General features: G+C 68.4%; 19 protein-coding genes. 14 read left to right on the top strand and 5 right to left on the bottom strand.

Translation table 11 applies throughout. The annotated features are described in order from the left end of the window. Positions 1 to 1,584, bottom strand: coding sequence for an aldehyde dehydrogenase (NADP(+)) (locus AUL32_RS06480; RefSeq protein ID WP_062112827.1), 1,584 nt, complete (start codon positions 1,582 to 1,584; stop codon positions 1 to 3). 215 nt (positions 1,585 to 1,799) lie between these two features. On the opposite strand from AUL32_RS06480, the gene AUL32_RS06475 reads away from it, so the two are divergent. The 10 genes from AUL32_RS06475 to uvsE all read left to right on the top strand — a co-directional run bounded on the left by AUL32_RS06475 (position 1,800) and on the right by uvsE (position 11,407). Then, the gene (locus AUL32_RS06475) at positions 1,800 to 3,272 is read left to right on the top strand and encodes a sensor histidine kinase (protein WP_202814381.1); all 1,473 of its coding nucleotides are present in this window, start codon (positions 1,800 to 1,802) and stop codon (positions 3,270 to 3,272) included. Positions 3,273 to 3,298: 26 nt separating this feature from the next. Next, positions 3,299 to 3,724: a response regulator gene (locus AUL32_RS06470; RefSeq protein ID WP_061977908.1), complete on the top strand. Its 426-nt coding sequence runs from the start codon at positions 3,299 to 3,301 to the stop codon at positions 3,722 to 3,724. 4 nt (positions 3,725 to 3,728) lie between these two features. After that, positions 3,729 to 4,850: a sensor histidine kinase gene (locus tag AUL32_RS06465; protein WP_062112824.1), complete on the top strand. Its 1,122-nt coding sequence runs from the start codon at positions 3,729 to 3,731 to the stop codon at positions 4,848 to 4,850. A gap of 130 nt (positions 4,851 to 4,980) precedes the next feature. After that, a complete protein-coding gene (locus AUL32_RS06460; RefSeq protein ID WP_061977311.1) occupies positions 4,981 to 5,424 on the top strand; it encodes a MarR family winged helix-turn-helix transcriptional regulator in 444 nt (147 codons plus the stop codon). A 184-nt stretch (positions 5,425 to 5,608) separates the two neighbouring features. Beyond that, a complete protein-coding gene (locus AUL32_RS06455; RefSeq protein WP_062112821.1) occupies positions 5,609 to 7,081 on the top strand; it encodes a mannitol dehydrogenase family protein in 1,473 nt (490 codons plus the stop codon). A 376-nt stretch (positions 7,082 to 7,457) separates the two neighbouring features. Further along, positions 7,458 to 7,784 (top strand): BLUF domain-containing protein, encoded by a 327-nt coding sequence (locus AUL32_RS06450; protein WP_061977315.1) that lies wholly within the window; start codon positions 7,458 to 7,460, stop codon positions 7,782 to 7,784. A 99-nt stretch (positions 7,785 to 7,883) separates the two neighbouring features. Then, the gene (locus AUL32_RS06445) at positions 7,884 to 8,852 is read left to right on the top strand and encodes an ROK family protein (protein ID WP_062112819.1); all 969 of its coding nucleotides are present in this window, start codon (positions 7,884 to 7,886) and stop codon (positions 8,850 to 8,852) included. A 198-nt stretch (positions 8,853 to 9,050) separates the two neighbouring features. Continuing rightward, entirely contained in the window at positions 9,051 to 9,206 is a 156-nt protein-coding gene (locus AUL32_RS25060) for a hypothetical protein (protein WP_156421126.1), read from the top strand. 81 nt (positions 9,207 to 9,287) lie between these two features. Then, positions 9,288 to 10,358, top strand: coding sequence for a DHH family phosphoesterase (locus AUL32_RS06440; protein WP_062112816.1), 1,071 nt, complete (start codon positions 9,288 to 9,290; stop codon positions 10,356 to 10,358). Further along, positions 10,355 to 11,407: a UV DNA damage repair endonuclease UvsE gene (gene uvsE / locus AUL32_RS06435; RefSeq protein ID WP_062112814.1), complete on the top strand. Its 1,053-nt coding sequence runs from the start codon at positions 10,355 to 10,357 to the stop codon at positions 11,405 to 11,407. The genes AUL32_RS06440 and uvsE overlap by 4 nt, the downstream gene beginning before the upstream one ends. A gap of 4 nt (positions 11,408 to 11,411) precedes the next feature. On the opposite strand, the gene AUL32_RS06430 is transcribed toward uvsE, so the two are convergent. Next, positions 11,412 to 13,049, bottom strand: coding sequence for an alpha-amylase family protein (locus AUL32_RS06430; RefSeq protein WP_062112811.1), 1,638 nt, complete (start codon positions 13,047 to 13,049; stop codon positions 11,412 to 11,414). 258 nt (positions 13,050 to 13,307) lie between these two features. On the opposite strand from AUL32_RS06430, the gene ytfQ reads away from it, so the two are divergent. From ytfQ to yjfF, 4 genes are all read left to right on the top strand, one after another. After that, positions 13,308 to 14,273 (top strand): galactofuranose ABC transporter, galactofuranose-binding protein YtfQ, encoded by a 966-nt coding sequence (gene ytfQ / locus AUL32_RS06425; RefSeq protein ID WP_062112808.1) that lies wholly within the window; start codon positions 13,308 to 13,310, stop codon positions 14,271 to 14,273. A gap of 244 nt (positions 14,274 to 14,517) precedes the next feature. Next, on the top strand, positions 14,518 to 16,023 hold the full coding sequence (locus tag AUL32_RS06420; RefSeq protein WP_061977330.1) for a sugar ABC transporter ATP-binding protein: 1,506 nt from the start codon (positions 14,518 to 14,520) through the stop codon (positions 16,021 to 16,023). Next, the gene (locus AUL32_RS06415; RefSeq protein ID WP_062112805.1) at positions 16,020 to 17,066 is read left to right on the top strand and encodes an ABC transporter permease; all 1,047 of its coding nucleotides are present in this window, start codon (positions 16,020 to 16,022) and stop codon (positions 17,064 to 17,066) included. Before AUL32_RS06420 ends, AUL32_RS06415 begins: the two co-directional genes overlap by 4 nt. After that, a complete protein-coding gene (gene yjfF, locus AUL32_RS06410; protein ID WP_062112802.1) occupies positions 17,063 to 18,025 on the top strand; it encodes a galactofuranose ABC transporter, permease protein YjfF in 963 nt (320 codons plus the stop codon). The genes AUL32_RS06415 and yjfF overlap by 4 nt, the downstream gene beginning before the upstream one ends. Positions 18,026 to 18,224: 199 nt before the next feature. Here the strand turns inward: yjfF and AUL32_RS06405 are convergent, their stop codons facing one another. The 3 genes from AUL32_RS06405 to AUL32_RS06395 form a co-directional block, all read right to left on the bottom strand. Continuing rightward, the gene (locus tag AUL32_RS06405) at positions 18,225 to 20,504 is read right to left on the bottom strand and encodes an NADP-dependent malic enzyme (protein WP_062112799.1); all 2,280 of its coding nucleotides are present in this window, start codon (positions 20,502 to 20,504) and stop codon (positions 18,225 to 18,227) included. 86 nt (positions 20,505 to 20,590) lie between these two features. Next, a complete protein-coding gene (locus AUL32_RS06400; RefSeq protein WP_062112795.1) occupies positions 20,591 to 23,701 on the bottom strand; it encodes an efflux RND transporter permease subunit in 3,111 nt (1,036 codons plus the stop codon). Positions 23,702 to 23,703: 2 nt separating this feature from the next. Further along, positions 23,704 to 25,023: an efflux RND transporter periplasmic adaptor subunit gene (locus tag AUL32_RS06395; protein WP_062112792.1), complete on the bottom strand. Its 1,320-nt coding sequence runs from the start codon at positions 25,021 to 25,023 to the stop codon at positions 23,704 to 23,706. Positions 25,024 to 25,082 lie beyond the last annotated feature (59 nt).

Raw genomic sequence — 25,082 nt, 5'->3', positions numbered from 1 at the left:
TCAGGCGTCCGGGGCGACCAGCTTGCCGTCGCGGCGGCGCCAGAGCTTCAGCGGATTGGCGTCCTTCAGCGCGGCCGGCAGCAGCGCGTCCGGCAGGTCCTGATAGCTGACCGGGCGCAGGAAGCGCTCGATCGCCTTGGAGCCGACCGAGGTGGAGCGCCCGTCCGAGGTGGAGGGGTACGGGCCGCCATGCACCATGGCATGGCCGACCTCGACGCCCGTGCCGAAGCCGTTGACGAGGATGCGCCCGGCCCGCTTCTCCAGAAGCGGTAGGAGCCGACGGGCGGCCTCGTGGTCGCTTTCGGTGATGTGGATCGCGGCGGTGAGCTGGCCTTCGAGCTTGCGCACGACCTCGGTCAGCTCCGCCTCGTCGCGGCAGCGCACAACCAGCGAGGAGGCGCCGAACACCTCTTCCTGGAGATGCGGATCGGACAGGAACTCGGAGGCCGACACGGCGAAGAGCGCGGACTGGCCGCGCAGCGCGCCGCCTTCCTGGCCCCGGGCCAGCGTCTCGACGCGAGCATGGCCGGCGAGCTTCGACACGCCCGACGAATAGGCCTCATGGATGCCCGGCGTCAGCATGACGGAGGCGGCGGTGCCGGCCAGCGCTTCGGCGGCAGCGGCGGCAAATGCGTCCAGCCCTTCGCCCTCGACCGCCAGCACGAGGCCGGGATTGGTGCAGAACTGGCCGGCGCCGAGCGTCAGCGAGCCGACGAAGCCCTTGGCGATGGCCTCCGCACGCTCCTTGAGCGCGCCGGGGAAGAGGATCACCGGGTTGATCGAGCTCATCTCGGCATAGACCGGGATCGGCTCGGGCCGCGTGGCCGCGATCTTCATCAGCGCCGTGCCGCCGCCGCGCGAGCCGGTGAAGCCGACGGCCTTGATGCGCCGGTCGGCGACCAGGCCCTGGCCGATCTCGCGGCCGGAATCGAACAGAAGCGAGAATACGCCCTCGGGCATGCCACAGCGCTTGGCCGCCGCCAGAACGGCGCGGCCGATCAGCTCCGACGTTCCGGGATGGGCCGAGTGCGCCTTGGCCACGACCGGGCAGCCGGCGGCCAGCGCCGAGGCCGTGTCGCCGCCGGCGACCGAGAAGGCGAGCGGGAAGTTGGAGGCGCCGAACACCGCGACCGGGCCGAGCGCCACGTTGCGCAGTCGAAGGTCCGGGCGCGGCAGGGGCTGGCGGTCGGGCATGGCGGGATCGACCCGCGCGTCGAGGAAGCCGCCGTCGCGCAACACGCCGGCGAACATGCGAAGCTGGCCCATGGTGCGGCCGCGCTCGCCCTCGATGCGGCCGCGCGGCAGGCCGCTTTCCTGGCAGCAGCGCTCGATCAGGGCGTCGCCGAGATTTTGGATCTCCTCGGCGATCGCCTCCAGAAAGCGCGCGCGCTCCTCCAGCCCGGTTTCGCGATAGGTGTCGAAGGCTTCGTCGGCCAGACGGCAGGCCTTTTCGAGGTCGTCCTTCGTGGCGCCCCCGAAGGCCGGATCGAGGCGCTGGCCGGTGGCCGCTTCGATCCCGAAAATCTCACCCTTCGCGCCCTTGGCCAGCGTGTGGCCGACGATCATCTCGCCCTGAATGGTCATGGGGGTTCCTCTTCACTATGACGGGAAGCGAAAGCTTCCGGAAGACTGGCGCTTTCCTACAGAGCTTCCATGTCGGTTGGAACCGTCCTTTTCGCCAGTGCGGGCAAAATGTCTGAGAAATTAACATCTCCCCTTTCCCCGCCTCGCCTCGTCGGCCTCCCGCGCACGGCGGCGCGCTTCGCGGGGGCTCTCGCGCCTGGGGAAAGGGCCGTTGCGTGAAACGGATTTCCCGACTCACCACCGGCGCCGTCGCCGCCGGGTTCGCGCTTCTGGTGGTCGCCGGCGGCACGACGGCCTGGCTCGTCTCGCGCGTGGCCGACAACACGGCGCGCGTCACCCACTCCATGGAAGTGGAGCTGGCGCTCGCCAATTTCCGCGCGCTGTCGGAACAGTCCGAAACGGCGCGGCGCGGCTTCCTGCTCGATCCCGACCCGCGCTTCGCCAAGTCCGTGGAAGACAGCGCGCGCGACGCCGGCCCGCAGCTGGCGCGGCTGGGCGCCCTGGTCAACGACAACCCGCAGCAGAAGGACATCGTGAGCCGGCTGGCTAGGGCTAGCCACGATCACATGACGCTGATCCGCCAGTCCATGGCGCTGCGACGGCGGGCGGCACCCGGCACCGATGTCCCCTTCAGCTGGGACCGCTCGACCCAACTCATCCAAGTGGTGCGCGAACTGGCGAGCGAACTCTCCCGCAACGAGCGCGCTCTGATGCATGTCAGGCTGGAGCGCCAGGAAGCCAGCCAGCGCGTCGCGTCCGGGCTCATCGCCCTGGCCGCCGTGCTTCTGGCGCTGGTGGCCGCCGGCACCATCTGGGTCACGCGCCGCACGCTTCTGGCGCTGCATGCGGCCAGCGGGCAGTTGGCCCGGCTGAACGACGACCTGGAAGGCGCGGTGACGGAGCGCACCATCGACCTGCAGCGCGCCAACGACGAGATCCAACGCTTCGCTTATATCGTTAGCCACGACCTACGCTCGCCGCTGGTCAACGTCATGGGGTTCACCAGCGAGATGGAGGCCGCGATCCGACCGCTGGACGAGCTGGTGACCCAGGCCGAGGCGGCGGGCGCCTTCCCCGTTTCGGAGGAGGCGCGGCTCGCCGTGCGCGAGGACCTGCCCGAGGCGGTCGGCTTCATTCGCGCCTCCACGCAGAAGATGGACCGGCTCATCAACGCCATCCTGCGCCTGTCGCGCGAGGGGCGGCGCGTCCTCTCGCCCGAGCCGATCGACATGAACGCCTTGATCTCCGGCATCGAGGGAAGCCTGCAACACAAGCTTCAGGAGGTCGGTGGCGAGGTTCGCGTCTCCTCCCTGCCCTCGCTGGTCAGCGACCGCGTGGGTCTGGAGCAGATCTTCTCCAACCTGATCGAGAACGCCGTGAAGTACCGCTCGCCCCACCGCCCGCCGGTGATCGAAGTGACGGGCCGGCGCGAAGGCGAGCGCGCCGTGTTCGAGATTACCGACAACGGGCGCGGCATCGATCCGAAGGACCACGACCGCGTGTTCGACCTGTTCCGGCGCTCCGGGACGCAGAACGAGCCGGGCGAAGGCATTGGCCTCGCTCATGTTCGAGCCATGGTCTATCGTCTTGGCGGCGTCATATCCTGCCGGTCGGCCCTTGACGCGGGTGCGACATTTAGCCTTTCCATGCGGGCCGATCTTTCGGACGAAGGAGCCAGAGCGCTTTGAACGCACCTCGTAATGTGACGATCGTGATGATCGAGGACGACGAGGGCCATGCGCGCCTCATCGAGAAGAACATCCGCCGCGCGGGCGTCAACAATCCGATCCGGCATTTCACCGACGGGACCTCGGCTCTGCGCTTCCTGATCGAGGACGAGGACGGGCCGGGACACGGCATGCCCTCGCTGGTGCTGCTCGACCTCAACCTGCCCGACATGAGCGGCACCGACATCCTGATGCGGATGAAGGAGGAGGGCTCCGGCCCGCTTCGCCGCACGCCCGTCGTGGTGCTGACCACGACCGACGACAAGGTCGAGATCCAACGCTGCTACGACCTTGGCGCCAATGTCTACATCACCAAGCCGGTGAACTACGAAAGCTTCGCCCAGGCCATTCGCCAGCTCGGCCTGTTCCTGTCCGTGATCCAGATCCCGGAAGCACCGAGCGAAGGCGCCTGAGGCCGTGGCGAGAGTGCTGTATATCGACGACGACGAAGGCTTGTGCCGGCTGATCAGCCGCGCCATGGCGCGGCGCGGCCATGCGGTGGAAACCGCCTCGGGCGGCGCGGAAGGCGTCGCGCGCCTGCGGGCCGAGAGTTTCGAACTGGTCGCCGTCGATCATTACATGCCGGGCATGGACGGGCTGGAAACGCTGGCCGCCATCGCCGCCCTGCCCGACCCGCCGCCGGTCGTCTATGTCACCGGCTCGGAGGAAGGGCGCGTCGCCGTCGCCGCGCTCAAGGCGGGCGCGGCCGACTATGTCGTGAAGAGCGTCGGCGAGGAGTTCTTCGATCTTCTCCAGTCCACCTTCCGGCAGGTGCTGGACCGCAGGCGTCTGCTCGCCGAAAAGGCCGAGGCCGAGGCCAAGCTGCGCATCTCCTACGAGCGACTCGAGGCGCTTCTGAAAGAAGCCAATCACCGCGTCGCCAATTCGCTGCAGATCGTCTCGGCCTTCGTGCGGCTTCAGGCCTCCGCCGCCACCAGCGACGAGGCGCGCTCCGCGCTGCGCGACACGCAGCAGCGCATCACCGCGATCGCGCAGGTGCATCGGCGCCTCTACAATTCCGACGATCTCGATCTCGTGGAAATGTCGGACTATCTCGCAACGCTCCTGTCCGAAGTAGAGGCGACCTGGTCGACGCCCCTCGCGCCCCACCGCTTGCATCTGTCGGCCGAGCCGATTCGGCTGGAAACCGATAGCGCCGTTTCCATGGGCGTGCTCGTGGCCGAGCTTGTCAGCAACGGCTTCAAATACGCCTATCCGCCAGGCGTGGTGGGCGAGATCCGCGTGGAGCTCCGCGCCGAAGGCTCCGGCTTCGTGCTTCGCGTGGAGGACGACGGGCAAGGCTTCGACCCCGCAGCGGCGCCCAAGGGCACGGGCACCGGCTCCAAGCTGGTCAAGGCGATGGCGTCGAGTCTCGGCGCCGAGATCACGCAGGAAAACACGCCCCGGGGCTTTCGCGTCGTGGTCCGAGCGACGCGGGGCCTCGGCCGTGCCGCGCGCGCTCCTGCCACCGCCGAGTCCTCGCCCGGCCCGCTGGAGATCGCGGCGCAACGCGGCCCGGCACCGCTTGCGCCGGCCTGAAAAGGTATATCGCGAGAAATGTTTGATTGTTATAATGGCATCGTGCGATAGATCGCGCAGGTTCAATTTAGAGTCATAATGCTGGCCAGCGACAAGTCGGCCGACCGGCCATGACGGGAGCGGCCCCTTGATGACCGACAAGCACCTTCAACTCGACGAACAGCTCTGCTTCGCCGTGTATTCGACGGCGCATGCCTTCAACCGCCTCTACAAGCCCCGCCTCGACGCGCTGGGCATAACCTATCCCCAATATCTCGTGATGATGGTGCTCTGGCAGGACGAGCCGCAGACCGTGGGCAGCCTGGGCGAGCGGCTTCTGCTCGACTCCTCGACCCTCACCCCGCTCCTGAAACGGCTGGAAGCCAGCGGCTTCGTGACGCGCACCCGCTCGACCCGCGACGAGCGCGTGGTGGACATCGCGCTGACCGAGAAGGGCCGCACCATGGCCGAGGAAGCGCGCTCCGTGCCGGCCGAAATCCGCGAGGCGACCGGCGAGACCGACGGCGAGCTGGAGCGCCTGCGCCGCTCCATTCTGCGCGTGCGCGACGCGCTTCAGGCCTCCAACGTCGCTTAAGCCAAAAGCGCCTGACCGCCGGCCAGCCGGCGGCAGCCCTGCCTGCGACATTCCTTTCCCTCCCTTCGACCTCCCCCGCCTGCGCGCCAGGGCGGGTGCATGGCGGCCAGAGATGCGCTAGAGCCTTTTGAGTGACGGAGGACGGCGCCCGGCGCGGCGGCTCGTCCAGGGGAGGAGGCCCAGCATGACTCGCATTTCCAACAACACCCTGCCTGAGCTCGGCGAGCGCATCGCCGTTCCCGCCTACGACCGGGCGGGTCTCAAGCCCGGCATCGCGCATTTCGGCGTCGGCAATTTTCACCGGGCCCATCAGTGCGTCTATCTCGACGATCTCTTCGCAACCGGGCGGGACCACGACTGGGCCGTGGTCGGCCTCAGCGTGCGCGTCGAGGACAAGCCCGCCTTCGCCGATATGGCGGCACAGGACGGCCTCTTCACCGTGACCGAGGTGGACGAGGGCGTGTTCCGCCCCCGCGCCGTCGGCTCCATCACCAAGCTGGTCGAGCCGGGGGATCGCGACGCCATTCTCGCCACGCTGAATGCGCCCGAGATCCGCATCGTGACGCTCACGGTCACCGAGGGCGGCTACTACATCGCCGGCGACAAGCCGGACCTCAACCATCCCGATCTCGTCGCCGACACGGACGATCTGGAGTCCGCCCGCAGCGTCTTCGGACTGATTCTCTCGGCCATCCGCTCGCGCCGGGCGGCGGGCGCTCCCGCCTTCACCGTCCTCTCCTGCGACAACCTCCCCCACAATGGTGATCTGACGCGTGGCATCGTCACGGGCCTCGCAGCGCGCGTGGACCCTGAGCTCGCCAATTTCGTCTCGACCGAGATCGCCTTCCCCAATTCCATGGTGGACCGCATCACCCCGGCCACCAACCAGACGCAGATCGACACGTTGGCGCGCGAGAAGGGCGTCGAGGACAAGCGGCCGGTCTTCTGCGAGCCCTTCATCCAATGGGTGATCGAGGACCGCTTCTCGGCCGGGCGGCCGCATCTGGAGGATGTCGGCGTCACCTTCGTGGAGGACGTCACCGCCTACGAGCTGATGAAGCTGCGCATTCTCAATGCCGGCCACGCGACAATCGCCTATCCCGCCGCGCTGCTCGGCCTCACCTATGCCCATGACGCGATGCGCGACGATCTCGTCTCGCGCTTCTTCGAGGACGTGGAGCGCAACTATCTCCTGCCCGCCTCGCCGGAGATCGAGGGCGTCAGCCGCGAGAGCTATCTGGCGACGGTGACGGGGCGCTTCGCCAACCCGGCCATCGCCGACACGATCCGCCGCCTCTGCCTCGACGGCTCGAACCGCCAGCCGAAATTCGTCATTCCGGCGCTGCGCGAGTTCCTGGCCGCCGGCCGCGACGTGTCGGGCCTCGCCATGGTCCAGGCGCTCTGGTGCCGCTACTGCTACGGCGAACTGGAGGACGGGACGGTGGTGGAGCCGAACGATCCGAACTGGGCCTCGCTGGTCGAGGCCGCGCGCGCCGCCAAGACCGAGCCGCGCCGGTTCTTGGAGCAGCGCGGCATTTTCGGCGACGTCGCCGACAACGCCGCCTATGCCGACATCTTCTCCCGCCACCTCTCGGCCATTTGGGAAAAGGGCACGCGGCAGGCGATCGAGGACTATCTCTCCGGCGCCCGTCGCTGAGCGCTCGCGGCGCGGGGCGGAGCCTGCCGTCCCGCGCCGCGCAAATTCCGGCGCGGCACATTTCCTTCGGGTCTGGTCACCGCGCCTTGCCCCTCCATCTACGCTGGTCTGACAAGGCCTGCGGGTTTGGAAGAGGCGAGGCTCTCTCTTCGGGACTGAGATGCAATGAGGGGGCGAGGCTTCGGCCCTCCCTCTCGCCGCACCCCAAGGAGAGGCCAGGCGCCCCGTTCCGATCCCGGCCGGTCTTGGCGGATGCCTGCGGCGCCTAAGGCGCCGATCAGTCTCGCTTCAGCGATGAAGCGGGCGGATTTTCCGCAGGCATGTCGAGCAATCGCCCCGCATCCCGGGGCTTCGGTCGGAACGCTGACACCCCACGATGGCCCTTCTGCATCTCAGCTATGTCAGCACGCTTGCCGAAGGCCAATCGCTGGGCGAACTCGTGCGCGATCTCGAATCGTTTCGGGACCGCAACCTGTCGCTCGGCATCACCGGCTGCATCGCCTTCGAGGGACGGCGCATCATGCAGGTGCTGGAAGGCCCGTTCGAGAGCGTCGAAACCCTGTTCGAGACGATCGCGCGTGACCCTCGCCATTGCGACGTGATCCAGATCGAGCGCAAGACGATCGACCGCGTCAGCTTCGGCCATTGGGGCATGGTGCGACGGCCGATCGCCGACGTGCTCTTCCTCAGCCAACTCTCCTGACGCCGGCCGCTGCCGAACAGCTTCGCCGCCCGCTCTCTCTGGCCAGCGCGGCACGAAGGCTCTAGAGCCTTTGGCACATCAGCTCTGGGGCCGCCTGGCATGTCCGATCCGCTTCTTCCGCTTCACACCCTCGCCGGCACCGGGCGCGCCCGGGTCCTGGCGGCCGATATCGGGGGCAGCTTCATCAAGCTCGCGGGCGCGGGCGAGGACGCCATGCCCCTGGCGCGCGCCTCGCTGCCCAACCCTGCCCAGTCCTGGCCCGACTTCGTGGAAACGCTGCGCAGCCTTGCCGACGCGGCCGACCCGGCGCGGCGGCTGACGCTGGCGCTGTCCGTCGCCGGCACGATCGACCCCGACACGGGCGCCTCGCTGGCGGCCAACATTTCCTGCATTACCGGGCGCTCGCTGAAGGGCGAGCTGACCTCGGCGCTCGGGCGCCGGGTGGAAGCGGCCAACGACGCCGACTGCTTCGCCCTGGCCGAGGCGCTGCGCGGCGCTGGGCGTGGCCATCGTACCGTGTTCGGCGTGATTCTCGGCACCGGCGTCGGCGGTGGCCTGATCTGGAACGGGCATATTCTAGAAGGCGCGGGCGGCGTTTCTGGCGAATGGGGCCACGGGCCGGTGCTGAAGGACCGGATCGTCGCCGGCCGCATCGTGCCGGCCTTCGCCTGCGGCTGTGGCCAGGTCGGCTGCGTCGATGCCAGCGGCAGCGCGCGCGGCATGGAGCGCATCGACGCAGCGCTCCACCCCGCCGGCACGGCGCGCGACAGCCGCGCCATCGTGGACGCCTGGCGCGCCGGCGAGGCGGAGGCGGACCTCACCATCGACACGTGGCTCGACACGCTGGCCGGCCCGCTCTCGCTGGTGCTGAACGCCACGGGCGCGAGCGTCGTGCCGGTCGGTGGCGGCCTGTCCAACGCGCCGGACCTTCTCGCCGCGCTGGACGCAAGGCTGCGCGCCGGCATCCTGCGGCGCACCGAGGCCCCGGTCATCAAGCCGGCGGAGCTCGGCCCGGAAGCGGGCCTCGTCGGCGCCGCCCTTCTCGGCCTCGGGGTCGGCAAGGACTAAAAGCACCGAAGGAATATTCGTGGGGTCCGCTGGCCGGCTCGCCCGCGCCGCGTGGCGCGCGGTCCGTTCTGCCAAGGGCGGGTGCCGCGCTCTTCCGCCGCATCTCCCCGGAGGGTAAGCCGGCGAAACCGAGCCGCATGGGGCGAACCGATGCGGGCCTTCCGCGTTGCTTTCGAGACACAAGAAGGACGAAGCGTCATGAGCCGCATTCCCACGGACCGCTACGACAACCAGCAAGATCAGGCCGACAACCAGGATCGCGACGCCGATCAGGCCTCGCAGCAGTCGCAACAGGACGAACTGAACGAGGCGCTGGCCAAGATCCCGCCGCAGGACACGCCCGAGCCGCGCTGAGCGCAGCGGCCTTTCCGACTTCCTGCCTTCGCGGCGGTGCACGGCGCACCGCCGCCCTCCCCTGCGAATGGGTTGCCTCCCTTGCCTCTCCCCGCTTCCTTCCCGACCGGCCTTCAGCCGCCGTCGGCCTTTCCCTTGGCGCTGGAAGCCTTGGGGCCAAGGCCCCTCGTCGTCTGCCACAACGACGCCGACGGTCTCAGCGCCGGGGCGATCCTTCTCCACGCGCTGCGCCGAACGGGGCGGGAGCCGGAGGTGCGCATCGTCGGCAAGGCAGAGAATGCCTATTCCGATGCATTCCGCCGCGAGATGGCGGACAGTGCGGCGACGGGTCTCGTCATCACCGATCTCGGCGTCGCGCCTCATGTGCCGCGCCCCGATCTACCAACCGTGCTGATCGACCATCACGTGCCGAGCGGCCTGCCGGAGGGGGTCGCCATCATCACCGGCGTTCACGACACGCCGATCCCCACCTCCTCGCTTCTGGCCTATCGCTGCGCCGATGCGCTCGGCGCCGCCGACGGGCTGCTCTGGCTGGCGGCTATCGGCCTGATCGGGGACATGGCGGACGGCGACGGCTTTCCCGAGATGGAGGCCGCCCGCGCGCTCGGCATCACGGCGCTGCGCAAGGCCGTTTCGCTCGTCAACGCGCCGCGCCGCACGGCCTCGGGCGATGCTTCGGCGGCGCTCGCTCTGCTTCTGAAATCGGACGGACCGAAGGCGGTGCTGTCGGGCGAACATGCCGAGACTGAGGCCCTGCTGGAGGCCAAGGCGGAGGTGAAGCGCGAGCTCGACGCCGCGCGCAAGATCGGGCCGAAGGTCGCCGGTGAGGTCGCCCTCGTTCTCTTTTCCTCGCCCACGCAGATCCATCCGCTGGTGGCCCAGGCCTGGCGCGGGCGGATCAAGGACCGGATCGTGATCGCAGCCAATCGCGGCTACCGCGAAGGCTATGTCCATTTCGCCGCGCGCACGGCGGACGACCGCGATCTCCTCGCCTTTCTCGCCGGGCACCGGCCGCCCGGCGCCGATGAGCAATATGGCAACGGCCACCGCGCCGCGTCGGGCGGCGCCCTGCGGATCGCGGACTGGAACCTCTTCACCCGCTCCCTCGGCTTCGGGCCGGAGACGGAAATCCATCAGGAACAGGCCGCATGACCCAGCAACGCGTTTCCCGCCTCGGCTTCCCCGTCAAGGTCATGGCTCGGGACGACCTGAAGAGCAACGACGCACGCCGGGCCGCCAGCGACCCGCATCTCAAGGTCTCGCTCACCTATATCGACGCCATTCTCGACCATTTGGACAAGCACGACATCCGCATGTATCGCATGTCGTCGGATCTGGCGCCCTACGCCACGCATCCCGACATGCCGCAGTTCCACTCTATGGTGGCGGAGAGCCGGCCGGAGCTGGAGGCGATCGGCCGCAAGGCCATGGATCTCGGCATCCGCCTGTCCTTCCACCCCTCGCAGTTCATCGTCCTGAACAGCCCGGACCCGGCGCTCGTGAAGAAGAGCGTCGCCGATCTCGTCTCTCAGGCCGAGATGCTGGACCTCATGGGCCTGCCGCCGGAGGCCGTGCTGGTGATCCATGTCGGCGGGACCTATGGCGACATTCCCGCCGCGCGCCAGCGCTGGGTCGACACCTGGGCTACGCTGCCCGAGCCGGTGCAGCGCCGCCTCGTGCTGGAGCATGACGACCTGCGCTTTTCCGCCGCCGACGTGCTCTGGATTCACGAGCGCACCGGGGTTCGGTTGATCTTCGACTACCAGCATTTCTGGTGCCTCAACCCGGAGCGCGCCGACCTGCGCGACACGGTGGTGCGCATCCTGGCGTCATGGCCGGCGGGGCAGCAGCCCAAGATGCACTTTTCCTCGCCGCGCACCGAACTGCGCGAGCAGGTGCGCGTCGACAAGAAGACGAAGAAGAAGACCGTGGTCCACGTCGCGCCGGTCTTCACGGGCCATGCCGATTTCGTCAATCCGTTCGAATTCGCCACCCTCATGCGCGTGCTCGACGGTCTCGACTTCGACGTGATGCTGGAGGCCAAGGCCAAAGACCTCGCCCTCCTGCGCCTTCGCCCCGATCTCCTGCGCTATGCGCCGGACGTCGCCGCGCGCTTCGGCCTGGAGCCCTCCGAGGCCCCCGCCCTGGAAGCGGAGGAGGACGAGGTCTTGGAAGAGGAAGAGGTCGCGGGCGGCGCTTGAGCGCTCACTCGTCCTTCCCGTCGTCCGTCGCGGCGTCGAAGTGGAACCACTCGAACCCGTAGGCGTCGAGCCGCAGTGTCCTGTCCTCGGGCAAGATATGCACGCCCTGGCGCAGGAGCGGGCTCATCGCCTCGAACGGTAGGCCCTCAGGCAGACGCGCCAGGGCCGGCCGGTCGGCGAGATTGTGCAGGGTCAGGACCCCGCCGCCGCGCCAGCGCGACACGAGCGCCAGCACCGCCGCGTCCCCGGCGTCCAGAACCTGCGGTCGCGCCCAGCCGATCTCGCGCGCCTCGCGCCGGGCGCGGATGAGCCGGCGCACCTGGGAGAGAAGCGACAGCGGGTCGAGTTTCTGCCGCGCGACGTTCACATGCGGATAGGCGAAGGGCCCGTCCGACACCGAGGGGCGCACGCAGTCCTTGGGCTTGGCCGTGGAAAAGGCGCCGTTCTCGGCCGCGCTCCACTGCATGGGCGTGCGCACGGAATGGCGCTCCGGCAGATCCAGATCCTCCCCCATGCCGATCTCGTCGCCATACCAGAGCACCGGCGTGCCCGGCAGCGCCAGCATCACCGAGAAGGCCATGGCGAGCCGCCGCTCGTCGCCGCCCAGCATGGGCGCGAGGCGCCGGCGCAGACCCCGATCGTAGAGCTGCATGTCCTCCTCAGGGCCGAAGGCGGCGAAGACCTCCTCGCGCTCTTCCGTCTCCAGCCGGCCGAGATCGATCTCGTCGTGATTGCGCAGGAAGGTCGCCCATTGCGCCGGGCCGGGAATCTCCGGCAGCGCCTTCAGGAAATCCGACACAGGACCGGCCTCGCCGCGCGCGAAGGCCAGGAACATCTGCTGGTTGAGCGGGAAGTTGAAGATGACGTGCAGCCGGTCGCCCGTGCCGAAATAGTCCGGCGCCTCGTCCATCGGAATGTTGGCCTCGGCGAGCAGGATCGCCTCGGACCTGCGCCACGAGAGGAACGTCTGAAGCTGTGACAGGTAGCGATAGGGCTCCCAGCCCGAATGGGCGGCGGACAGGTCCTCCAGCATGAAGGGCACCGCGTCCATGCGGAAGCCCGACACGCCGAGCGCCAGCCAGAAGCCCATGATGCGCTCGATCTCCTCGCGCACCCGGGGGTTGGCGATGTTGAGATCGGCTTGATGCTCGTAGAACCGGTGGAAGTAGTATTCCCGGCGCTTGGTGTCGCGCGTCCAGGTCGTCTTCTGCACGCCGGGAAAGATCACGCCCTTCTCGGCATCCGCCGGCTTGTCCTTGCGCCAGACATACCAGTCCCGATATTTCGGATCGCCCATTCGGCTGGCCTGGAACCAGGGGTGGTCGATCGAGGAATGGTTGACCACGAGGTCGACGAGAACGCGCAAGCCCCGCTCGTGCGCGGCATGGGTGAACTCCACGAAGTCGCCGAGCGTGCCGTAGCGCGGATCGACGTTGTAGTAATCCGCGACGTCGTAGCCATTGTCGCGATTGGGGCTGGGGTAGAAGGGCAGCAGCCAGATGCAGGTCGCGCCCAGCGCCTCGATATGGTCGAGCCGGCTCGTCAGGCCCTTGAAGTCGCCGATCCCGTCGCCGTCCGTGTCCTGAAACGTCTCGACGTCGACGCAGTAGATGACCGCGTTCTTATACCAGAGATTGAACATTCCACCTCCCTTCGCCTCCACCCAAGCTAGTGCGGAGCCTCCCTACGCCTATCGAAACGCCGCTCCGCGTCATGCGGCAGCGCACAATGTCGAACCCCAAGAATCGGATTGACAGACGAGGCCTGCTCCGTTTTGTATGAGTTATTCGCAGGATCAGGCTGCGAGACGGACGCGAGGTCACGGGGCCTGCCGCGTCCGGCCGGTTGGGAGCCCGGTTTGGTTTCGGCGGCACGGCCGCCCCAAGGGAGGAATTTGACTATGACGATCAGACGTAGCCTTGCGGCCGCTTTCGCCTTGGCGACGGTGCTGGCGAGCCCGGTGCTCGCGGCGGACATGGTGGTCGGCTTCTCGCAGGTCGGCTCGGAATCGGGCTGGCGCGCGGCCGAGACCTCGGTCACCAAGCAGGAAGCGCAGAAGCGCGGCATCGACCTGAAATTCGCCGATGCGCAGCAGAAGCAGGAAAACCAGATCAAGGCCATCCGCTCCTTCGTGGCGCAGGGCGTGGACGCGATCCTTCTCGCCCCCGTGGTCGCCACCGGCTGGGACGAAGTGCTGGGCGAAGCCAAGGAAGCCAAGATCCCGGTCGTGCTGCTCGACCGCAACATCGACACCAAGGACCCGTCGCTCTACCTGACCGCCGTCACCTCCGACCAGGTGCACGAGGGCAAGGTCGCCGGCGAGTATCTCGCCAAGCAGGTCGGCGCCAAGCCCTGCAAGGTCGTGGAGCTTCAGGGCACCACCGGCTCCTCGCCCGCCATCGCCCGCAAGAAGGGCTTCGAGGAAGCCATCGCCGGCAAGAGCAACATCACCCTCGCCCGGTCGCAGACCGGCGACTTCACCCGCACCAAGGGTAAGGAAGTGATGGAAAGCTTCATCAAGGCCGAGAACGGCGGCAAGGACATCTGCGCGGTCTACGCCCACAACGACGACATGGCCGTCGGCGCCATCCAGGCCATCAAGGAAGCCGGGCTGAAGCCGGGCAAGGACATCATGGTCGTCTCGATCGACGCCGTGCCGGACATCTTCCAGGCCATGGCGAACGGCGAGGCCAACGCCACGGTGGAGCTGACCCCCAACATGGCCGGCCCGGCCTTCGACGCGCTGGAAGCCTACAAGAAGGACGGCAAGGAGCCGCCGAAGTGGATCCAGACCGAGTCCAAGCTCTACACGCAGAACGACGACCCGAAGAAGGTTCTGGAATCCAAGAAGGGCCTCGGCTACTGAGCCGCCCCCGCATCTGACCCGACCGAAAACCAACGCGCGGCGCCCCTTCGGCGCCGCGTCGCTTCCTGCCCGACATCTGTTCGGCATCGCGCCGGCCCAGAACCCATCGCGAAGACCCCATCGCAAAGGTCCCGTCGCGAAGGTCTCGAGCCGTTTCCGCCGTGCCGCGCCCGGTCGATGCGAGCCGCCTCGGCCGAACCGGACGCGGTGCCGAGCAGGCTCCCGGAACCAGCGGATCGCCTCCATGACCAGACTTCTGATTCAGGGCCTCACCAAGAGCTTTGCCGGCATGACGGCGCTCGACGGCGTGGACCTTCACCTGCGCGCGGGCGAGATCCACGCGCTTCTCGGCGAGAACGGGGCCGGCAAGTCCACCCTCATCAAGACGCTGACCGGCATCTACCGGCGCGACGGCGGGCGCATCGCGCTCGACGGCGCCGAGATCGAGCCCGCCGACAGCGGCGAGGCGCAGCGGCTGGGTATCGGCACGGTCTACCAGGAGGTGAACCTCCTGCCGAACCTCACCGTCGCGGAGAATCTGTTTCTCGGCCGCCAGCCGACCCGGTTCGGCTTCACCGACGGGCGCGCCATGCGCCGCCGCTCGGCAGAGCTCTTGGAAGCCTACGGTCTGGCCGTGAACCCCAATGCCACGCTCGGCAGCCTCTCCGTCGCCGTGCAGCAGCTCGTCGCCATCATCCGCGCGGTGGACCTTTCCGGCAAGGTGCTGATCCTCGACGAGCCCACCGCCAGTCTCGACGCGGCGGAGGTGGAGTCGCTCTTCGTCGCCATGCGAGCCCTGCGCGACAGGGGCCTTGCCATTCTCTTCGTTACCCATTTCCTGGATCAGGTCTTCGCGGTCTGCGACCGCGCCACGGTGCTGCGCAACGGCCGTCTGGTGGGCGAGAAGGCCATCGCCGAGACCTCCCGCATGGACATCGTCTCCATGATGCTGGGGCGCGAGCTGGACGAGGCGGTGTCGCACGCGGCCCCCGCGCCGCTCGCCTCGGGCGAACCGCGCGTGTCCTTCCGCAACTACGGCCGCAAGCGCATGGTCGAACCCTTCGATCTCGACATCCGGCCGGGCGAGGCCGTGGGCGTCGCCGGCCTGCTTGGCTCGGGCCGCACGGAAACCGCCCGCCTCGTCTTCGGCGCCGACCGCGCCGACACGGGCGAGGCGCGCGTGGACGGGCGCGCGACGCGCATCCTCTCGCCGCGCGCCGCCATCCGCCTCGGCTTCGGCTACTGCCCGGAGGAGCGCAAGGTGGAGGGCATCGTCGGCGATCTTTCGGTGCGCGAGAACATCATCCTAGCGCTGCAGGCCCGGCGAGGCTGGGCCAAGCCCTTGTCGATCCGCGAGCAGGCGCGCATCGCCGAGCATTTCGTCAAGGCGCTGGACATTCGCACCACCGACATCGAGAAGCCGATCCGCCTCCTGTCGGGCGGCAACCAGCAGAAGGCGATCCTCGCCCGCTGGCTCGCCACCGAACCCTCCTTCCTGATCCTCGACGAGCCGACGCGCGGCATCGACGTCGGCGCCCATGCCGAGATCGTGCGTCTGATCGAGGAGCTCTGTGCCAAGGGCATGGCCATGCTCGTCATCTCCTCCGAGCTCGAAGAGCTCACCGCCTATTCCCGGCGCATCCGCGTGTTGCGCGACAGGCGGCATCTGGGCGATCTCGAAGGCGGCGACATCTCGCCCGCCTCCATCATGCGAACCATTGCCGGCACCCAAGGGGACGCGCGCTCATGAACCGTCTCACCCGCGCCGCGCCGCAGATCGGCGCGCTCGCTCTCGTGCTCTTCGCCAACTGGCTGGCCTTTCCCGCCTTCTTCGATCTCGCCCTTCAGAACGGGCGCGCCTACGGCCCGCTGATCGACGTGCTCAATCGGGGCGCGCCGGTCATGCTGCTCGCCGTCGGCATGACCCTCGTCATCGCCACCAAGGGCGTCGACCTTTCCGTCGGTGCCACCATGGCGATCTCCGGGGCAGTCGCCGCGACGCTCACCGTCCAGGGCTATCCCGTGCCGCTGGTGATCCTCGCAGCCCTCGGCGTCGGGCTCATATGCGGCCTGTGGAATGGGTTTCTCGTCGCGGTTCTCGACATCCAGCCCATCATCGCGACGCTGATCCTCATGGTGGCCGGGCGCGGCGTCGCCCAACTCATCACCTCCGGCACCATCGTCACCTTCAACGATCCCGTGCTCTTCTTCATCGGCGGCGGCTCGTTTCTCGGCCTGCCCATGCCGGTGGTCATCGCCGCCGTGGTCGCGCTCATCGCCGTGCTTCTCGTGCGGCGCACCGCGCTCGGTCTCCTGATCGAGGCGACCGGCATCAACCGCCGCGCCTCGGCGCTGGCCGGCGTCGACGCCCGGGCCGTGATTCTGGCCGCCTACATGACCTCGGGCCTCTGCGCCTCGGTGGCCGGCATCGTCGCTGCCGCCGACATTCGCGGCGCAGACGCCAACAATGCCGGTCTCTGGCTGGAGCTGGACGCCATCCTCGCCGTCGTCATCGGCGGCACCTCCCTCATGGGCGGGCGCTTCTCCATCCTCCTGTCGCTGGTCGGCGCGCTCATCATCCAGGCGATGAACACCGGCATCCTCCTCTCGGGCTTCCCGCCGGAGATGAACCTGATCCTCAAGGCCGCGCTGATCGTCCTGATCCTGGTGATCCAGTCGCCCGCCATGGGCCGGGTCGCCGCCTTCTCCCGCCACCGTCCGCCGCCGCCCTCGGCCAACGCCGCGAAGGCGAAAGGCTCGCTTCCTTCCGTGCGCGAGGTTCCCGGTCGATGAACGCCCGTTTCCTTCCCCTTCTCGTCACCATCATCGTGTTTCTCGCCGCCTTCGCCCTGTCGGCCGCGCAGTATCCGACGATCCTGTCCACCCGCGTCGCGGCCAATCTCCTGACCGACAATGCCTTTCTCGGCATCGTCGCCGTCGGCATGACCTTCGTCATCCTGTCGGGCGGCATCGATCTCTCGGTCGGCTCGGTGATCGCCTTCACCGGCGTCTTCCTTGCCGTCACCATCCAGGCCGGCTGGCATCCCTACGCCATGATCCCCGCCATCCTCCTCATCGCCGCCGTCTTCGGCGCGGCCATGGGCGCGATGATCCATTATCTCCAGACGCCGCCCTTCATCGTCACGCTCGCCGGCATGTTCCTGGCGCGCGGCGGCTGCTACCTGCTGACCACCGAGTCCATCCCTATCAACCACCCCGCCTTCGACGCGCTGAAGCAGCTCTACTGGGTCATCCCCTCCGGTGGCCGCCTGTCCTTCGTCGCCATGGTGATGCTGGCCGTCTTCGCGATCGGCATGCTCATCGCCCACAAGACGCGCTTCGGCACCTATGTCTATGCGCTGGGCGGTGACCGGACCTCGGCCGAGCTCATGGGCGTGCCCGTCGGCCGTGTGACGATCGGCATCTACGCGCTCTCCAGCCTGCTGGCCGGCGTCGCGGGCGTCGTCTTCGCCCTCTACACGTCCTCGGGCTATTCGCTCGCGACCGTCGGTGTCGAGCTCGACGCCATCGCCGCCGTGGTGATCGGCGGGACGCTGCTCACCGGCGGCGTCGGCTTCGTCGCCGGCACCCTCGTCGGCGTCCTCATCTCAGGGCTGATCCAGACCTATATCGTCTTCGACGGAACACTCTCGTCCTGGTGGACCAAGATCGCCATCGGCATCCTCCTCTTCGCCTTCATCACGCTCCAACGCGTCCTCACGCGCCGCACCAGCCTCGCTGCGGCGGCGTGAGCGGATAGGGCGGGGCTGCCGCCCCGAACCCCGCCCGGGAACGAGTTCCCGGACCCTTCCTGTCTTTTGGGACATTTCCAAACAAAGAGAGGGCCGCTGGCCCTCTTTTTGTTTGGACACATCTCAACCGACGAGGGGTCCAGGGGAAATCATTTCCCCTGGCAGGGGTGCAGGGGACGGCTGTCCCCTGCCCTCCCGCTCAGCCCTCCGCCGAGAAGGCGGCGAAGGCGGCCATGTTGACGATGTCGGTGTCCTTGGCGCCGAGGGTGACGATCTGCACCGGCTTTTCCAGGCCGACGAGGACGGGGCCGAGAACGTTGGTGCCGCCGAGTTCCTGCACCATGCGGGTGGAGATCGAAGCGGAGTGGAAGGCCGGCATGACGAGAACGTTGGCCGGGCCGGTGAGACGGCAGAACGGGTAGAGGGCCATGAGCTCGGGATTGAGGGCGACATCGGCGCCCATCTCGCCGTCGAACTCGAAGTCGACGCTGTTCTGGCTGAGGAGGCCGACGGCCTCGCGCACCCGCTCGGAGCGCTCAGACGGCGGGTGGCCGAAGGTGGAATGGGCGAGGAAGGCGACGCGCGGCGTGTGGCCGAGCTTGCGGGCGAAGCGCGCGGCTTCCGTTGCGATGCGGGCGAGCTGCGCGGCGCTGGGCATGTCGTGGACGGCGGTGTCGGCGACGAAGGTCGTGCGGCCCTTGGCGATGACGATGGAAATACCGATCACGGCGCGGCCGGGCTTGGGGTCGATGACGTGGCGCACGTCGTCGAGCACCACGGAGTAATTGCGGGTGAGGCCGGAGACCATCGCGTCCGCGTCGCCCAGCGCCACCATGGCGGCGGCGAAATGGTTGCGGTCCGTGTTGATGAGACGGTGGCAGTCGCGCTGGAGATAGCCCTCGCGCTGCAAGCGGCCGTAGAGATGCGCGGAATAGGCGTCGGTGCGGGTGGAAAGCTTGGCGTTCTGGATCTCGAGGCCGCTTTTCAGCTCGACGCCGACGAAGCGCGCGGTCTCCACGATCCGGTCCTCGCGGCCGACCAGCACGGCCTGCCCGAGGCCCTGGTTGACATAGGATGCGGCGGCGCGGATCACCTGCTCCTCCTCGCCTTCGGCGAAGACGACCTTGCGCGGGCGCTGGCGCAGCGTGGCGAAGATGTTCTGGAACGTGCCGGCGGTCGGGTCGCGTCGCGAGGCGAGCTGGTTGCGATAGGCCTCCCAGTCCGCGATGTCGCGGCGCGCGACGCCGCTGTCCATGGCGGCGCGGGCGACGGCCTCGGGAACGATGGTGATGAGGCGCGGGTCGAAGGGCGCGGGGATGATGTAGTCGCGGCCGAACTTGGGGCGCCCGGCGCCCTTGTAGGCGGAGGCGACGGCGTCGGGTACGTCCTCGCGGGCGAGCGAGGCGAGGGCCTGCGCGGCGGCGATCTTCATGGCGTCGTTGATCTGCGTGGCGCGCACGTCCAGCGCGCCGCGGAAGATGTAGGGAAAGCCGAGAACGTTGTTGACCTGATTGGGATAGTCCGAGCGGCCGGTGGCGACGATGGCGTCGTCGCGGATCGCGTGCGCCTCTTCGGGCGTGATCTCCGGGTCGGGATTGGCCATGGCGAAGATGATGGGGTTCTCGGCCATGGACTTCACCATCTCGGGCGTCAGCGCGCCCTTGGCCGAGACACCGAAGAACACGTCGGCGCCGCGCATCGCGTCCTCCAGCGTGCGGGCGTCCGTGTGGGCGGCATGGGCCGACTTCCACTGGTTCATGCCCTCGGTGCGGCCCTGGAAGATGACGCCCTTCGTGTCGCAGAGAATGACGTTGTCATGGGCGACGCCCATGGCCTTGACCAGCTCGACACAGGCGATGCCCGCCGCGCCCGCGCCGCTGCAGACGAGCTTGATGTCCTTCATCTCGCGGCCCGTCAGGTGCAGGGCGTTGATGATGCCGGCGGCGGCGATGATGGCGGTGCCGTGCTGGTCGTCGTGGAAAACGGGAATGTCCATCAACTCGCGCAGGCGCTGCTCGATGATGAAGCATTCCGGGGCCTTGATGTCCTCCAGGTTGATGCCGCCGAAGGAGGGGCCGAGATAGCGCACGGCGTCGATGAACTTGTCGGGGTCCTCGGTGTCGATCTCGAGATCGATCGAGTCGACGTCGGCGAAGCGCTTGAAGAGGACGGACTTGCCCTCCATCACGGGCTTGGAGGCGAGCGCGCCGAGATTGCCAAGGCCCAGAATCGCCGTGCCGTTGGAGATCACGGCGACCATGTTGCCGCGCGTCGTGTAGTCGAAGGCGCGGGCGGGATCTTCGGCGATCGCCTTCACGGGAACGGCGACACCGGGCGAATAGGCAAGGCTCAGGTCGCGCTGCGTCGCCATGGGCTTGGTCGGCGTGATCTCGAGCTTGCCGGGCCGCCCTTCCGCGTGGAAGGCCAGCGCCTCCGCGTCCGTGGTGCGGATGCCGCTGCGTCGGGTTGTGTCGGCCATGTTCGCTTCCTTCGCCGCCAGACCTACCTGGGATGTGCGGAAATCCGCACATCCGCTTCTGTCTTGCGCGAGGGAAAGGCGCGTCGTCAACCGTGCGCGGCGGGGCTTTCATGGTGCGGCGCGGCAGTGCGGCGCGCAAAAAGCCGCCCCACGAAGCCGCGCAGCCGCTCGATCTCCACGAAGATGACGGGCGTGATGAACAGCGTCAGCACCTGGCTGACCATCAGACCGCCGACCACGGCGATGCCGAGCGGCTGGCGCAGCTCCGACGAGGCGCCGGTGCCGAGCGCGATGGGCATGGCGCCGAGCAGCGCGCAGAAGGTCGTCATCATGATGGGGCGGAAGCGGCGCACGCAGGCTTCGTGGATGGCGGAAGCCGCCGAATGGCCGCCCTCGCGCTCCAGCTCCAGCGCCACGTCGATCATCATGATGGCGTTCTTCTTGACGATGCCGATCAGCATGAGAAGGCCGATCACGGCGATGATCGAGAGATCGAGCCCGAACCATTGCAGCGCAGCCAGCGCGCCGAAGGCCGCCGACGGCAGGCCGGAGAGAATGGTCAGCGGGTGGATGAAGCTCTCGTAGAGAACGCCGAGCACGATGTAGATGACGAGCACCGCCGCGCCGATCAGGAGGCCGAGATTGCCGGTCGCCTGCTGGAAGACCTGCGCCGTGCCGGCATAGGAGGTGGTGACGTTGGTGGGGAGGCCGATCTGGCTCTTGATGCCCTCCACCGCGTCCGTCGCGGTGCCGAGCGACAGGCCGGCGGGCAGGTTGAACGAGAGCGTGACGGCGGTGAGCTGGCCGGTCTGGTTCACCGTGACCGGGCCCGCTTCGCGCGTCAGCCGGGCGAAGGCCGAGAGCGGCACCAGCGTCCCGTCCGAGGCCGGCACGCGGATCGAGGCGAGGCGCTGGTCGGTCCAGGGCAGGTTCGGGTCGTATTCGAGGATCACGTCGTAGCTGTTGCCGGTGGCCTGGATCTGCGTGGCGTTGAGCGTGCCGAAGCCCGCCTCCATCGCCGTGCGCAGATTGCTGGAGGAGATGCCCAGCGCATCGGCGCGGTCCTGATCGACGCTGACGCGCTCCTGCAGGCCATTGTCCTGCAGGTCCGTCGCCGCGTCCACGAAATGCCGGGGGTCGGCGCGCATGGCGTCGAGCAGCTTGGCCGACCATTGCCGCGCGGCGTCGGCGTCGAGTGACTGCACCACGAGCTGATACTGGCTCTGCGTCGAGCGTCCGCCGAAGCGAAGGCTCTGCACCGGCGTCGCGAAGCTTTTCAGGCCCGCCACCGCGCCGAGCCGGCGGCGCAGCGAGCTCAGCGTTTGCTCCAGCGGGGGCCGCTGGTCCTTGGCCTTCAGCTGCACGAACATGGAGCCGGAATTGAAGGTCGCCCCGCCAGGACCGCCGCCGAGCGTCGAGGTGACGAAGGCGACGGCGGGGTCGGACTTCACCGCCTCGGCGGCCTTGGCCTGCAGCGCGCTCATGGCGGGGTAGGAAATGTCCTGCCGCGCCTGGGTCGAGATGGTGAGAAGGCCGTTGTCCTCCTGCGGAAAGAAGGAGCGCGGCAGCGTTGCCATCATATAGGCCGAGGCTGCGAAGGAGAGCACGAACACGGCCATGATGAAGCCGTTGCGGCGCAGGCACCAGTTCACCATCCGCCCGTAGACCAGCGTGGCGTGGTCGAAGCCGCGTCCGAACAGGGCGGCGATGCCGCGCACCGGCGCGTGCGACACCGGCAGACGCGCCGCCAGCATGGGCGTCAGCGTCAGCGAGACGACGGCCGAGGCAAGAATCGAAAGCGCCACCACGACGCCGAACTCGTTGAGCACGCGCCCCACCACGCCGCCCATCAGGAGGATCGGCAGGAACACGGCGACGAGCGACAGCGACATGGAGATGATCGTGCCGGACACCTCGCCGCTGCCCTTCAGGGCCGCTTCCATCGGCGCCATGCCCTCTTCGACATGGCGCACGATGTTTTCCAGCATGACGATGGCGTCGTCCACCACGAGGCCGACCGAGAGCGTCAGCGCCAGCAGCGAGAGATTGTCGATGGAATAGCCCAGCGCATACATAGCGCCGAAGGTCGCCACCAGCGACAGCGGCACGGCGAGCGCGGGAACCATGGTCGCCGAAACGCGGCCGAGGAAAAGGTAGATGACGAGGATGACGAGGCCGATCGTCAGGCCCAAAGTCTCCTGCACGTCGGAGATCGCGGCGCTGATCGAGGTCGAGGCGTCGTTGACCACTTGAATGTGGACCGAGGCCGGCAGCGAGGCCTGAAGCTCCGGCAGCTTGGCTTTGATGGCCTCCACCACCTCCACCGTATTGGCGCCGGGCTGGCGCTGCACGGCGAGCACGATGGCGGGCTTGCCGTCGAGCCAGCTGCCCTGGTTCACGTTGGACACGCTGTCCACCACGCCGGCCACGTCGCCCAGCCGGACGGGCACCCCGTTCGGCCGGGCGATCACCAGCGTACGGAACGCCTCGGCGCTGGTGCGCTGGGTCGGCGTGTCCACGGTCAGCGCCTGGCCGCCGGTCTGCACCGTGCCGACCGGGGTCTGGCTGTTGGCGGCCGAAAGGGCGGTGGCGACCTGCGACATGGCGAGCGAGCGGGAGGCGAGCTTGTCGGGATCGACCTGCACCCGGACGGCATAGGTCTTGCCGCCATAGACCTGCGCCTGCGCCACGCCCTGGATGGTGGAAAGCGCGGGCGAGATGATGTTCTCGGCGAGATCGTCGACCTCGGTCAGCGGCGCGCCGTCCGACACGAGATCGAGAAGGAGCACCGGCGCATCGGCGGGATTCGCCTTTCGGTAGCTCGGCGGCGAGGTCATGTTGTCGGGCAGCTGCCGCGCGCTGCGGGCGATCGCGGCCTGGATGTCGGCGGCGGCGGCGTCGATGTCGCGCGAGAGCACGAACTGAACGGTGATCTGCGTGTTGCCGAGCGAGGAGCGCGCGGTGATCGTGTCGACGCCGTCGATCGTCTGGAACTGCTTGATGAGCGGGGTGGCCACCGCGCTCGCCATCGTGTCCGGCGAGGCGCCGGCGAACTGGGCCGAAACGCTGATCGTGGGATAGTCGGCCTGCGGCAGAGCGGCCACCGGCAGGAGCCTATAGGCGGCGATGCCCGCCAGAAGCACGGCGAGCGAGAGAAGCAGCGTGGCGACCGGGCGCCGGATGAAGAGCGTGGACATGGCTAGCGCGCCGCCTCGCCGGCCCCGGCGGTGGTGGCGGTTCCCGTGCCAGCTTCGGCGACGGGCGTGCCGGCGTCCTTACGGTGGCCGCCGTTCTTGCCGGAGCCGTCCTTGCCAGAACCATCCTTCCCGGAGCCATCCTTGGCCGCCTCGCCCGGCAGCGTCACCTTGCTGCCTTCCGACAGGGCGCCCTGACCTTCCGTCACGACGCGCTCGCCCGGCTCCAGGCCTTGGGTGAGGCCCGCCGTCTCGCCGACGCGAAAGGCGACGTCCACCTTGCGGATCGTCACCGTGTCGTCGTCCTTGACGACATAGACCACGCTGCCGTCCTGGCGCGGCTGCACGGCGACGGTCGGCACGAGAACCAGATCGTCGCGCTCGCCCGCCTTGACGGTCGCCGAGATGGACTGGCCCGACACGAGCTTGCCTTGCGGATTGTCGATCACCGCCCGCAGCGCCACCGAGCCCGAGGCCGCCACCACCGCATTGTCGATAAAGGCGACCTTGCCTTCCATCGTCTCGCCCCTCGCCCCGGCCGGGCGCAGCGACACGCCGAGCGAGCCGGCGGACAGGCTTTCCTGCAGGAGCGACAGGTCCTCCTGCGGTAGGGTGAAGGCGGCGTAGACCGGCGAGCTCTGGGTCAGCAGCACCATGGCGGTGCCGGGCGTCACCAGCGCGCCGGTGGAAACGGAGAACGCGCCGAGACGTCCGTCGAAGGGCGCGGTGATCTGGAGCTTGGCGAGCGCCACCTCGTCGGCGGCGAGCGCCGCGCGGTCGACGTTCAGCACCGCCTGTGCGGAATAGGTGGCGCTCTGGGCATCCTCGCCCTGCTGGGTGTTGTAGGCGCCGGACTTCACCAGCGACTGAGCGCGCGAAAGGTTACGGTTGGCCTGGTCTAGCGTCACCTGGTCCCTGTCGATGGCGGCCTGGTCCTTGGCGATCTGCGCCTTGGCCGTGCGATCGTCCAGCGACACGAGAAGATCGCCGCGCTTGACCGCAGCCCCGTCCGGCACGGCGATGGCGGCGACCGTGCCCGTGGTCTCGCTCGTCATTACCGTGGAGGCGACGGGCAGGATCGTGCCGATCGTCTCGCGCAGGACCGGCAGCGCGCCCTTGGTCGCCACCGCGACATCCACCGCCACGGGCGCGCCGTTGCCCCGCCCGCCGCGCTTGCCGCTCGCGCCGTCGCCTTTGGCCGCCCCGGTGTCGGAGCCCTTCATGAGCGCCGCCAGCGCAGGCGGCGCGTAGGGTGCCAGCCGGTCCCGCTCCATGTAGGAGACGGCGCCGACCGCCACCAAGAGAAGAAACAACCAACGCAACATCCGCCTGAACCCCCGCCTCGGACTCACGGCCTCGTGAGCCGATCGTGATCGTGCATTGG

The organism is Aureimonas sp. AU40 (assembly GCF_001463785.1).
Lineage (GTDB): Bacteria > Pseudomonadota > Alphaproteobacteria > Rhizobiales > Rhizobiaceae > Aureimonas.
The sequence above is the reverse complement of the archived record's forward strand: the minus strand, read 5'-3'. Positions and strand labels throughout refer to the sequence as shown.